The organism is Flavobacterium sp. AK-345, assembly GCF_058310175.1.
The window spans coordinates 311,790-324,589 of record NZ_JBZEER010000003.1 but is presented as its reverse complement, the minus strand read 5'-3'; the positions used below and the strand labels follow the sequence as shown (position 1 = coordinate 324,589).

General features: G+C 35.2%; 8 protein-coding genes. All 8 read right to left on the bottom strand.

What is annotated here, in order from left to right:
• Nucleotides 1-22 precede the first annotated feature (22 nt).
• The 8 genes from AC4FQ3_RS08245 to AC4FQ3_RS08210 all read right to left on the bottom strand — a co-directional run bounded on the left by AC4FQ3_RS08245 (nucleotide 23) and on the right by AC4FQ3_RS08210 (nucleotide 12,653).
• The gene (locus tag AC4FQ3_RS08245) at nucleotides 23-700 is read right to left on the bottom strand and encodes a glycerophosphodiester phosphodiesterase (protein ID WP_491181545.1); all 678 of its coding nucleotides are present in this window, start codon (nucleotides 698-700) and stop codon (nucleotides 23-25) included.
• A 149-nt stretch (nucleotides 701-849) separates the two neighbouring features.
• On the bottom strand, nucleotides 850-2,439 hold the full coding sequence (locus tag AC4FQ3_RS08240; protein ID WP_491181544.1) for an alpha-amylase family glycosyl hydrolase: 1,590 nt from the start codon (nucleotides 2,437-2,439) through the stop codon (nucleotides 850-852).
• Between the two features lie 248 nt (nucleotides 2,440-2,687).
• On the bottom strand, nucleotides 2,688-4,550 hold the full coding sequence (locus AC4FQ3_RS08235) for a glycoside hydrolase family 13 protein (RefSeq protein WP_491181543.1): 1,863 nt from the start codon (nucleotides 4,548-4,550) through the stop codon (nucleotides 2,688-2,690).
• 179 nt (nucleotides 4,551-4,729) lie between these two features.
• Nucleotides 4,730-6,844, bottom strand: a complete 2,115-nt coding sequence (locus AC4FQ3_RS08230; protein WP_491181542.1) for a glycoside hydrolase family 97 protein — start codon at nucleotides 6,842-6,844, stop codon at nucleotides 4,730-4,732.
• Between the two features lie 28 nt (nucleotides 6,845-6,872).
• On the bottom strand, nucleotides 6,873-9,176 hold the full coding sequence (locus tag AC4FQ3_RS08225) for a glycoside hydrolase family 65 protein (RefSeq protein WP_491181541.1): 2,304 nt from the start codon (nucleotides 9,174-9,176) through the stop codon (nucleotides 6,873-6,875).
• Nucleotides 9,177-9,414: 238 nt separating this feature from the next.
• The gene (pgmB, locus tag AC4FQ3_RS08220) at nucleotides 9,415-10,068 is read right to left on the bottom strand and encodes a beta-phosphoglucomutase (protein ID WP_491181540.1); all 654 of its coding nucleotides are present in this window, start codon (nucleotides 10,066-10,068) and stop codon (nucleotides 9,415-9,417) included.
• A 21-nt stretch (nucleotides 10,069-10,089) separates the two neighbouring features.
• On the bottom strand, nucleotides 10,090-11,442 hold the full coding sequence (locus tag AC4FQ3_RS08215) for an MFS transporter (protein WP_491181539.1): 1,353 nt from the start codon (nucleotides 11,440-11,442) through the stop codon (nucleotides 10,090-10,092).
• Between the two features lie 179 nt (nucleotides 11,443-11,621).
• Nucleotides 11,622-12,653 carry a LacI family DNA-binding transcriptional regulator gene (locus tag AC4FQ3_RS08210; RefSeq protein WP_073394810.1) on the bottom strand — a complete coding sequence of 344 codons (1,032 nt, stop codon included), beginning with the start codon at nucleotides 12,651-12,653 and terminating at the stop codon, nucleotides 11,622-11,624.
• Nucleotides 12,654-12,800: the final 147 nt, after the last annotated feature.

Below are 12,800 nucleotides of genomic sequence, written 5' to 3'. Positions count from 1 at the left end.
TGACAAAAATTACAACGATTTTTTATAGTTTATCCGGGAAATCACTAATAATTCCGTCTACATTATAGCTTTTTATTTTTTGAATGTCTTCATCAGAATCTACTGTCCAGGGCAAAACTAAAAATCCTTTCTTTTGTATTTCCTTGGTATTTTCCTGATTCAATAATTGATAATCCGGATGAATGGCACGCGCTTTTATTTTTTCGGCGAAAGCCAAAGCTGTATCGAGATTTTCTTCTGTTAAAACGCCAATAGGAATGTTTGAATTTAAATTTGATGTTTCCTGCAGTAAATTCCAATCAAAACTAGAAACGATGAAATGCTCGTAATTCCAGTTTTTATCCGAAATATATTCTTCAATTAAAGCAACAACTTTATGAGGAGTTCCTATGCCTTTCAATTCAATATTGATGAGGCATTTTTTGTCCATTAAATCAAAAACTTCGTTTAACGTTGGAATTTCAAGTTGATCCGCAATCAAAAACGATTTTAATTCGCTTAAAGATAAAGTATTTACAAAACCTTTTCCATTGGTTGTTCTGTCGATGGTTTCGTCGTGAATTACGATTATATATCCGTCGGAACTTAAATGAACATCGAGTTCTATTCCATCAGCATTTAAGTCTAATGCCTTTTGAAAAGCCTGTAAAGTGTTCTCTGGTTCGTATCCTTTGGCGCCGCGATGTGCTATTTTTAGCATTTTCTTTGTGAGTAAGTTTAACCGCAAAGGTCGCAAAGTTTTACGCAAAGTACGCAAGGATTAGATAAAAAAGTCGCCACGAATTACACAAATTTACACTAATTAAATTTGTGATAATTTGTGTAATTCGTGGCAAAAAAAATTTGCGGTTAAGCAAGTTCTAACAAAACAAGCCCGTATTCAGAATCAATGATTGCTTTTCCGTTTTGGACTTCTGTTTCTTTGCCCGAAAAAGCGTCTTTTAATTTGGTTCCATCTTCAAAAACAGAATCAACCGGAAGTTCTTTTCGACCAGTTCCCAAATCTAAACCAATTACAACTTCATCTTTATAATTAACTTTAGTAAAACTTCTTGAAAAAATATACGGTTTATCTGAAATCATATTGTGTATTCCTGCTCCAACCGCAGGATGATTTCTGCGGAATTGTCCTAGTTTTTGCCAATGCCAAAGTATCCTCTGCGTTTCTTCATTTGACTGAAGATCTTCCCAATTCATGAAAGATCGTAAAGTGGCATCTCCTTCTGTATCTTCAATTACAAGAGAACGACCCGTTTCGTCACCATAATAAACCTGAGAAATTCCGGGAGAAAGCAGAAGTTTTGTTCCAGCTTCGAAAGTTCTGTTTCGATTTCCATCAAAAGGAGTGGGATCGTCGTGCGACGATACGTAATTTAGAACGCTAAAACCTTTTAATTCATTTTGAAGTTTGGCTGAATATTTCGAAAATATAACTTCATAATCATTTTGAGCATCGAGTTTAAATTCAAAATTAATCATGCAGTTAAAACCATTTTCGAAATAGTTTACTTTTCGATCTCCAAAATCATAATCCAGTCCGCCGCTTATTTCATAACCATAAACTTCAGCAATCGTATAAAACGGATTCTGATCTAAAACTTCCAAGGGATGACGTTTTTTCCAGGTTTCAAATGCATAATCGCATTCTTTTCTAAAGTCAACCCAAACATCTTCGTCGGTATGTTTTACGGTATCAGCTCTGTAACCGTCAATTCCGAATTCCAGAATATAATCGGTTAACCATTTTATAATGTAATATTTTGGCGTTCTTGGGTAATTTGTTCTTTTGAAGAATTCATTTAACGAGGTAATTTCTTTTTCATAACGACCTTCATTTTTCCATTTTTCGATTAAAAAAGAAGGCAGTTCCACTTCCTGATTGCTTTCGGTTCTAACATCTGGAAGATTATCGACCAAAGTGCACATCGTTGTGTTTTCGAATGATTTATAATCGCAGACAATTCCGGTTCTCACCCAGTCTTCCGGCCACATCGGGTCTTCTGCAGTTACAGGTCCGGTGTGATTAATAACGCCGTCAAGCATAATTCTGATTCCTTTTTCGTGTGCTTTTTTAACCAGATTGGCTAAATCTTCTTTTGTTCCGAAGTTAGGATCTAACGCCGTCCAGTCTCTCGCCCAATAACCGTGAAAACCATAACTAAGCCCGGTTCCTTCGTCAACGCCGTCGTGAATTTGTTCTACAATCGGCGTAAGCCAAATGGCATTTATTCCCAATTTATCAAAATAACCTTCGTCGATTTTTTTTATAATTCCGATGATATCTCCGCCTTCAAAACCACGTAATTTTCCTGGAGTTTTGATTCTGTTGAAGTTTAAATCGTTCGATGGATTTCCATTGTAAAAACGATCGGTAAGTAAAAAATAAACATTTGCTCCTTCCCAAACGAAAGGCGGTTTAGAAGTATTTTCGTTATTCATTAAAATTAATTTTGAGCGAGAATATTAAAGATAAAGAAAGGAAATCATATAAATGAAAAAACCGCCATGAATTCACGAATTTATAAAAGAATAATTCGTGAATTCGTGGCGGAAATATATTGTGTTAGATTTTACCGTTGTTAGACCTGACAGGTTTTTAAAACCTGTCAGGTCTCTTTGAACATAAAAAAAGACGCACTGCTGTGCGTCTCTACGATATGCGTTGTGTGAAAAAAATCTTTGATGTTTTATTCCAATTCTAAAACTAAAGCCGATTTTGGTTCTAAAGTAATTTCAAAACTTAAATCAAATGTTTTTCCGGTCAAAATATCTTTCCCTGACTTAAAGTTTTTGATGTTTTCTTTGAAACGATTGGTTTTAATAGTTTGGGCTGTAGCATTATTATTAAAAACCACCATCACCGTTTTAGTATCTGTATATCTGAAATAAACGTAATTATTATTTTCAGGAATATAATGTGTCATTTTTCCGAAATGAACGGCTTCGTTAGATTTTCTCCAGTTGAATAATTTAGAGGTAAAATCGAAAAATTTAGCCTGTTCTGCAGTTCTTCCTGCTGCGGTTAGCGCATTGTTTTTGTCGCCTGCCCATCCTCCTGGAAAATCCTGACGAATGTCTGCATCTCCTTTGCTTTTGTCGCCGCCCATTCCAATTTCTGAACCATAATACAATTGTGGAATTCCGCGAACTGTAGCCAATAAAGTCATTGCCAGTTTGTATTTTGCAAAATCGTATTTAAACTTATCATTCATACGATCTGTATCGTGATTTTCGGCAAAAACTAAAATGTTGTTGGTATTTGGATACAGATAATCCATTGCAAAATTATTGTAGAATTTAATCATTCCGTTATCCCAGGTTCCTTCACTTTCACTAAATGCAGAAACCACTTGACTTTGAAGCGTAAAATCCATTACACTTGGCAAATTCGAATTGTAGTTTTCGATTGCGCCAATTTTACTGTCTTTTTGCCAATACGCCAAATTCGCCTGATTGTGCATCCAGATTTCACCCACAATATTAAAATTCGGATATTCAGTTGTAATTGATTTTGCCCAATTTGCCATCGCCGTTGCGTCAGAATAATTATAAGTATCTACTCTAAATCCGTCAAGATTGGCAAATTCGATCCACCAGATTGCATTTTGAGTAAGGTATTTTGAAACCAAAGGATTTCTTAAATTCAAATCCGGCATTGAAGGCACAAACCAGCCATCAACACAAACTTCCTGATCTGTTTTTGAAGCGTGAATATCTGTAATAACTTCACGACGGTGATGTGTTTGAGTATAATTTTCAAATTGATTAATCCATGATTTTGTTGGTAAATCCTGAATCATCCAATGCGTAATTCCCCAGTGATTCGTTACATAATCCATAACCAGTTTCATGTTCTTTTTGTGCATTTCTGCAGATAAACGAGCGTAATCGTCGTTAGTTCCGTAACGCGGATCAATTTTGTAAACATCAGATTGTCCGTAAGTATGATACGAATGTTGTTTGTCATTGTCTTCACACAATGGTGTGCTCCAAATTGTTGTTGCTCCCAAAGAAGAAATATAATCTAAGTTTTTAATAATTCCTTCGATATCACCACCATGACGACCACCTGGTTCTGCGCGATTACCTTTTTCAGTTAAAACTGGATCACTGTCATTTTTTGGATTTCCGTTGGCAAAACGATCCGGCATGATTAAGTAAATCATATCCGATGCATCGTAACTTTTTCTGTCGGCAGAATTTGCTCTTCTTTCTTTAAGAGAATATTTCTGCGTAAATGCAACTTTATTTTTGGTTTTGAAAGAGAAAACCAATTCAGAAGCTTTTACGTTTTGCGTATCAATTGTTACGAAAAGATAGTTTGGGTTTTCTGTTTTCTCTACATTTTTGATCACAACATTATTTGAAACCGAAGTTTCGTATTGTGCAATGTTTTTTCCGTAGAACATAATCTGTAATTCCGGATTTTTCATTCCGGCGTACCAAAACGGCGGTTCTACTTTCTGGATTTGTGCTTTCGCGGAAGCAGAAAACAACAAGACCATTAAGATTAATTTATAGAAATGGTGGTTTATTTTTAGGTTGTTCATAGTTTGTGTTTTTAGTTCGATTTCCTGCAAGGTTTTCAAAACCTTATAGGTATATTGAATAATGCTTAAGTAGACCTGCAAGGTTTTGTCCCGAAGCTTCGGGATTGCAGGACGACTAAATATATCAGATTAAAAAAAAGACAAGCAATCTCGGGGAAAATTGCCTGTCTTTTAGAAAATTATTTGGTTTCGATAATACTAATTGCATAACCTCCGCCCGGAGCAGATAACTGCGATAATTTTGATTTGTTTGTTACAGCAATTTTCTTGATAGTATAAGCCTGCGGATTTGTTTTGTAATGCGCATCTTTTGCATCAGCATAAATGGTTGCAGTGTATTTTTTACCTTTTTCAAGGAAGCTGAAATCGATGTTTGATGTACGTGGAGTTTCTCCGTTTACGTTTCCAACAAACCAGTTGTTTGTTCCTTTTGCCTTACGGGCAACAGTGATAAAATCTCCTGGTTCAGCTTCAATATATTTACTTTCTGACCAGTCTACAGCCACATCTTTAATGAATTGGAATGCATCTAGAAAACGGTTGTAGTTCTCAGGCGTATCAGCTGCCATTTGTAACGGACTGTACATGGTAACATATAATGCCAATTGATTTGCAATTGTACTGTTTACATGCGAAGTATTTTCAGGATTCATTTTGCTGATATCCATTTCGAAGATTCCCGGCGTGTAATCCATAGGGCCTCCAATTAAACGTGTAAATGGTAAAACCGTAACGTGATTTGGTTTAGAACCTCCAAAAGCCTGATATTCTGTTCCTCTTGCTGCTTCGTTTCCAATTAAGTTAGGATATGTTCTTGCAATTCCGGTTGGACGAACGGCTTCGTGAGCATTTACCATAATTTTATAATCAGCTGCTTTTTCTATTGCATATTGATAATGGTTTACAATCCATTGATCGTAATGGTTTTCACCGCGAGGTAAAATATCTCCAACATAACCGCTTTTTACAGCATCATATCCGTTGTCATTCATGAATTTATAAGCAGCATCCATGTGGCGCTCGTAGTTACGAACAGAACCTGAAGTTTCATGGTGCATAATGATTTTTACACCTTTTGATTTTGCGTATTCGTGTAAACCTTTTACATCAAAATCAGGGTAAGGCGTTACGAAATCAAAAACATAATCTTTTGAATGCCCAAACCAGTCTTCCCAGCCTTCGTTCCATCCTTCAACCAAAACAGCGTCGAAACCATTTGCAGCAGCAAAATCAATGTATTTTTTTACGTTAGCATTGTTTGCACCGTGCGTTCCGTTTGGTTTTGCTTTAGAGAAATCTGTAACACCCAATTGTACTGTTGGATAATCGTTTGTGTATGACCAAGAGCTTTTTCCTGTAATCATTTCCCACCAAACACCAATGTATTTTACAGGTTTAATCCAGGAAGTATTGTCAATTTTTGATGGATCGTTTAAGTTATAAGTCATTTTTGAAGCTAAGATTTCTCTCGCATCATCGCTTACCATAATGGTTCTCCAAGGCGAGTGACTCGGCGCTTGCATATATCCTTTATCTCCTTTTGCATCTGGCGTTAACCAAGATGTGAAAGTCATGTTTTTGTCATCCAAATTCAGGTGCATACAAGAATAGTTGATCAAAGCTGCTTCGTGTAAATTGATGTAAATTCCATCGTTTGTTTTCAACATCAAAGAAGTCTGAACTCCTGTTGGAGAAAAGTTTTTTTGTGAAACGTTTGCCGTATATGCTTTTTCAGATAAACCTCTGATTTCAGATAATTTCGATTTTGTATAATCGTATTCCTGAGTATCATAATCTCCCGGAATCCAGAAAGCGGTGTGATCTCCCGTCATCGCAAATTGAGATCTTTCTTCTTTGATTACGAAATAAGTCAGGTTTTTTTGAGCCGGAAATTCATATCTAAATCCTAAACCGTCATCAAATAAACGGAAACGAATTACGATTTGTCTTTCTGTTCCTTTTTGGTTTAAAGTAACAGCCAATTCATTATAATGATTTCTAATATTGTCAACTTCTCCCCAAACCGGTTTCCAGGTTTCATCAAAGGTTGAAGTTTTTGTATCAACAACTGTAAAGTCATTCAATAAAGATTTTTTATCATCTTTAAGTTCAAGACCTAATTTACTGGTTTTTACAACTTCTTTATTTTTATATTTTAAATTATAAGTTGGAGTTCCGTCGTTTTGCAGCGAAAATTCCATTACGAACTTTCCTTCGGGTGATTTTAATTGCTGTGCATTTGCAATCGAGCTAAATGCAAACAAGATTAAACTTGCGAAAAATAAGTTTTTCATGTTTTTTAAGTTTTAAGTGTATTGTAATTTAATTTATTTGTACAAATTTACTTGCAATTACAGGATTTCCGTTAACTACAATTGTTAAATCTTGATCGCCGTCTACAGTAAATGTTGTTTCGTCATGATTCACAGCTACTTTTAAAATTTGGTTTCTGAAGTTAATTTTAAAAGAGTAACCTTTCCATTCTTTTGGAATTTTTGGCGAAAAATGAAGCTTGTCATTTTTAACACGCATTCCGCCAAAACCTTCTACAATGCTCATCCATGTTCCGGCCATTGATGTGATGTGACAACCTTCTTCAACTTCTTTGTTATAATCATCAAGATCAAGACGAGAAGTTCTTAAATAGAACGTATAAGCCATATCCATTTTGTCTAAATGCGCAGCCTGAATCGAGTGTACGCAAGGTGAAAGCGAACTTTCATGAACCGTAAATGACTCGTAGAATTCGAAATTGCGTTTTAATTCTTCTTTAGAAAAATGATCTTCGAAGAAATAAAAACATTGTAAAACGTCGGCTTGTTTGATGTAAGGCGAACGTAAAACGCGATCCCAAGACCATTTTTGGTTGATTGGTCTTTGTGAACGATCTAAATCTTTTACAGGAACTAAATCTTTGTCTAAGAAACCGTCTTGCTGCAGATAAATTCCTAATTCCTTAGAAGTTGGAAAATACATATTATCAGCCACTTTTTTCCATTCCTGAATTTCATCTCCGGAAAGATTTACTTTCTCTAAAATGCGTTTGTGATCTGCAGGATATTCTACAGCGACTTTCGTAATTTGTTCAGCAGCATAATCAATACACCATTTTGCAATATAATTGGTGTAGAAATTATTGTTGATGTTGTTTTCGTATTCATTTGGACCTGTAACGCCAAGAATTACGTATTGATTTTTTTCTTTAGAGAAAGAAGCTCTTTGGTGCCAAAAACGCGCAATTCCGATTAAAACTTCCAGACCTTTTTCAGGAATATAAGAGTAATCTCCCGTGAAACGGTGGTAATTATAAATCGCAAAAGCAATCGCTCCGTTTCTGTGAATTTCTTCGTGTGTGATTTCCCATTCGTTGTGGCATTCTTCACCATTCATGGTCACCATTGGATACAAAGCCGCTCCGTTTTTGAAACCTAAATTATCTTTGGCATTTTCAATCGCTTTATCCAATTGATTGAATCTGTAAGTTAGCAAATTTCTTGCGACCTGCTGATCTTTAGTTGCCATGTAAAACGGAATACAATAAGCCTCAGTATCCCAATAAGTAGATCCACCGTATTTTTCTCCGGTAAAACCTTTTGGTCCAATATTCAAACGAGAATCTTTTCCTAAATAAGTTTGGTTTAATTGAAAGATATTGAAACGAATTCCTTGCTGTGCTTTTACATCGCCATCAATTGTAATGTCCGACATTTCCCAGATTTTTGCCCAGGCATCAATTTGATTTTGAAGTAAAGCATCATATCCTAAATTAAAGGCAGCTTTTATTGTTTTTTCGGCTGCAGCCAAAGTATTTTCGTGGTTTAAAGAAACGGTATATCCTCCAATTTTCTGAATTGCTGAGGTTTGTCCTTTTGCGATAATTGTTCCGTAAGTAAACTGAACTTTATCTGTAGTTGAATCGATTGTAGAAGGTGAAATATTTACATTTTCTCCGTTTGCAAAAATCGTGTTGTGCATGAAAGTCGTAACTTTAAAATGCGTTTTGAATGTCTGAGCGGTTACAAAAGCTTCACTATTTGATTTTTTTACTTCAAGCGGTTCCCAGAATTTTTCTTCCCAATTGGCATCTTCATTCGTAACTCCGGCATCGATATAAGGTTTGTAAACAATTTTGGCATCTTTGTTTAAAGGCGTAATTTCAAATTTGATAATTCCGGCTTCGTCCAAATCCAAAGAAAGAAAACGACGAACGTTTACGGCAATTTCAGTTCCGTTTTTTAATGTTGCTTCAAAAGAACGATTGTACCATCCTTCTTTCATATTCAATTCTCTACGGAAATTTCTAACCTCGGTGCAATTGTTTAAATCAAGATTTTCTTCGTTGATTTGAACATCGATCCCAATCCAGTTTGGCGCGTTTAATACTTTTGCAAAATATTTAGGATATCCGTTTTTCCACCAACCCACTTTGGTTTTATCCGGATAATAAATTCCGGCAATATAACTTCCTTGAAAAGTTTCTCCAGAGTATGTCTCTTCAAAATTAGCGCGTTGTCCCATTGCACCGTTCCCGATACTAAAAAGACTTTCAGACGATTTGACTCTTTCTACATCAAATCCTTCTTCTATGATAGACCAATTGTCTGGTTTTATATAATCTTGATTCATTATTTCTTAATTAGATAATGTGGCAATTAAGGTAATTAGAAATGTGTCAATTAGAAAATGAGATAATTACTTGTCTTTGGCTACTTCTAATTTAATTCTATCCTTAATTGCTTGTTGTTGTACTATTTTACTTTTTAATTGATGATTTTATTTTTAAAATATCAGTTGATGATTTCTATTTGATAATTAAATAATTCAGATTTATGTAAATTATCTAATTATCAAATTGGCACATTTTCTAATTAATTAGTTTCTCGATAAACTGTGAATCGATTTCGGTGAAATCTTTAAAAATATAATCAGCTTCATGTAAAATTGTTTCCTCACCAATTCCTACACTTACCATTTCTGCTATGTTTGCTGCCTGGATTCCGGCAACTGAATCTTCAAATACAATTGAATCTTTTGGGTCAATGTTTAATAATTGAGCCGCTTTTAAGAAAACTTCCGGATCCGGTTTTGCATTGGTAACATCATTTCCGTCAACAATAACGTCGAAATACGAAAGAATTCCTGTTTTTTCAAGAATTGGTCGGGCATTTTTACTCGCAGAACCCAACGCAATTCCCTGATTTTTTTCTTTTAATAGCTGAAGAATTTTAAAAACTCCGGGAAGAATCTCGCTTTCGTCCATGTCAACTAAATAAGATAAATAATCTTCGTTTTTTTGAATTAGCCATTTGTCTTTGTCTTCCTGAGAAGCCTGAACGTTTCCTAATTCAAGAATTATATCCAACGAACGAACACGGCTCACGCCTTTTAAAAGTTCGTTGTTTTCATGTGTAAAATTTATATTTAACGACTGAGCGATTTTCTGCCACGCCAAAAAGTGGTATTTAGCAGTATCGACAATTACGCCATCAAGGTCGAATATGAATGCTTTTTTGTTCATTATATGAAAAATTCTTCTTTATTATTTTTGAATAGTATCGTCTACGTCTTTTACTTTGTAAACTAAAAGAGCAGCAATTAAAAAACTAACTCCACTTGTAATTAAGGCATAAATTGCATCGCCATTGTAAAGATATTTTACAATTGGACCGCCAATTAATGCGTTTACAATTTGAGGAATTACAACAAAGAAGTTGAAGATTCCCATGTAAACCCCCATTTTTTTAGGAGCAATCGATCCTGCAAGAATCGCGTAAGGCATCGCCAGAATACTCGCCCAGGCAACTCCAATTAAAATCATTGGTAATACAACCCAGTCTTCATTTGGCATGAAGTAAATGGAAATTAATCCGATTCCTCCAATGATTAATGAAAGTGCGTGAGTTGATTTTCGTCCGATTTTTTTTGCGATGTATGGCAGGAAAAACAGTGCGATGATAGCAGAAACTAAATTGTAAACTCCAAACAAAATTCCGACCCAGTCTCCGGCATCCTGATATTGCTGACTTGAAGTGTCGCTTAAAGGCAATCCGTAAATATGATGTGCAATGGCGGGAGTTGTAAAAACCCACATGCCAAATAATCCAAACCAGGAGAAAAATTGTACCCAACTTAGCTGACGCATTGTTGTTGGCATTTTTGCAAAGTCTGTAAAAATGTCTGTAAGTTTTGATTTTTCTTCAGAAGGAATATCTACTTCACTTTGTGGATCTTGAAAATTAGCTAGTTCTTCAGGAGTGTATTCTTTTGTGGTAAAGAGTGTTACCAAAATTGAACCAATTAAAACGGCTGCACCAATGATAAATGATAATTTCAGGTTTAATGGAATACTTCCGGGAACGGCATTGTTTGAAATGTCAAAATAGTTGGTTAAAACATAAGGCAAAGCCGAACCAATTACGGCTCCAAAACCAATTAACGAAGTTTGAATACTAAAACCGGCTGTACGCTGATCTGTTCTTAAATTGTCACCAACCAAAGCACGAAACGGCTCCATGGCAATATTGAAAGAAGCATCCATGATCATTAACATTCCGGCCCCAACCCATAAAGCGGGTAAAACAGAAATGAAAATATTGGCTTGTGGCATTAAAATTAATCCAACCGAAGCGAGGATTGCGCCAACGAGAAAAAATGGTTTTCGTCTTCCGAATCTTCCCCAGGTTCTATCGCTGTAATGACCAATAATGGGCTGCACTATTAATCCCATGAGGGGAGCAATAATCCAGAACCATGAAAGTTCATGTACGTCGGCACCAAAAATTTGAAGAATTCTGCTGGCATTTGCATTCTGAAGTGCAAACCCCATTTGTATTCCCAAGAAACCGAAACTCATGTTCCAAATTTCCCAGAAACTTAATTTACGCTTTTCCATTATCGTAATTAAAAAATTAATTAGACGATAAGCGCTTTGCTTATCAAAACTTACTGTTTTTTTCGAAGTAAAAGTAAAAGCCTTGACGGCCGTAAAAGTATAAATTATTTTTAGATATATGCTAACAAAAAAGCCATAAAAATTAATTATGGCTTTGGAATATGTTGATTTTAAGAAATTTAGTCAGTAGATTCTCTTTTTATAAGATGTGTTTCTATAACTTCTGTGGTATAATTTTCGTTTTCTTCTTCGTCATCATTGTGTTCTGCTTCCAGTCTTTCGATCAGCATTTTAGCTGCTTTATTTCCCATTTTTTCACCACTTTGGCTTACAGTTGTAATACTTGGCGTTGAATATTTTGAGATGATTCCGTCTGTAAATGCAATTACAGCTAAATCTTCGGGAACTTTTAATCCCATCTTTGATGCAGTTTTGATAATTGTTACTGCAAAAAGCTCATTTACTGCAAAAACAGCATCAAAAGCTCTTGCATGCAAAAGTTCAGAAATGGTTATTTCGCAGGTATCTACGTCTTCAATTTTAATGATTAAATCTTCGTTGAATGGTAACCCGTTGTCTAATAAGGCTTTTTCGTAACCATCGGTTCTTAATTTTCCAACACTTACATAATCGACGGTTGTAACAAGAGCGATCTTTTTTCTTCCGTTATCAATCAAACTCTGAACGGCTTCATAAGCTGCTGCTTTATCATCAATAATAACCTTATCGCATAAAATATCATTAGTCACGCGATCAAACATTACAACCGGCATTCCTTGATTTATCACTTCTGTAATGTGGTGAAAATCACCTTTGTATTGTGTTTCTTTAGAAAGGGACATGATAAAGCCATCGATACTTCCGTTGGCCAACATCTCCATATTTAGGACTTCTTTATCGAAAGAATCATCAGATAAACAGATGACAACGCTATAGCCATTTTCGTTGGCAACCTGCTCAATTCCGTTGATTACGGTAGAGAAAAAATAGTGTACAATTTCGGGAATAATAATACCAATACTTTTGGTTTTTCGGTTTTTTAAACTAAGGGCAATGTTGTTTGGTTTGTAATTGTAAAACTTTGCAAAAGCCTGCACTTTTAAGCGTGTTTCTTCGCCAATTTCAAGACTGTTTCGTAATGATTTTGAGACAGTTGAAATAGAGACGTCGAGTTCCTTTGCAATCTGTTTTAAGGTGATTTTGCGTTTCATTGTATTATTGAAAAAAATCTAATTATTAATAAAGGTATCTTTTATTTTCTGATTTATCATTTTTTGACTGAAAAGATTACAAAATATAGAAAGTTTTCAACACTACCACGTTTTCGTAACTCAATAAAAATTGCTTCTGGTTGTTCA

Excerpts from the sequence above, each read along its gene's own strand:
- AC4FQ3_RS08245 (WP_491181545.1), bottom strand. The coding sequence starts at position 700 with ATGCTAAAAATAGCACATCGCGGCGCCAAAGGATACGAACCAGAGAAC.
- AC4FQ3_RS08240 (WP_491181544.1), bottom strand. The coding sequence starts at position 2,439 with ATGAATAACGAAAATACTTCTAAACCGCCTTTCGTTTGGGAAGGAGCA.
- AC4FQ3_RS08235 (WP_491181543.1), bottom strand. The coding sequence starts at position 4,550 with ATGAACAACCTAAAAATAAACCACCATTTCTATAAATTAATCTTAATG.
- AC4FQ3_RS08230 (WP_491181542.1), bottom strand. The coding sequence starts at position 6,844 with ATGAAAAACTTATTTTTCGCAAGTTTAATCTTGTTTGCATTTAGCTCG.
- AC4FQ3_RS08225 (WP_491181541.1), bottom strand. The coding sequence starts at position 9,176 with ATGAATCAAGATTATATAAAACCAGACAATTGGTCTATCATAGAAGAA.
- pgmB (WP_491181540.1), bottom strand. The coding sequence starts at position 10,068 with ATGAACAAAAAAGCATTCATATTCGACCTTGATGGCGTAATTGTCGAT.
- AC4FQ3_RS08215 (WP_491181539.1), bottom strand. The coding sequence starts at position 11,442 with ATGGAAAAGCGTAAATTAAGTTTCTGGGAAATTTGGAACATGAGTTTC.
- AC4FQ3_RS08210 (WP_073394810.1), bottom strand. The coding sequence starts at position 12,653 with ATGAAACGCAAAATCACCTTAAAACAGATTGCAAAGGAACTCGACGTC.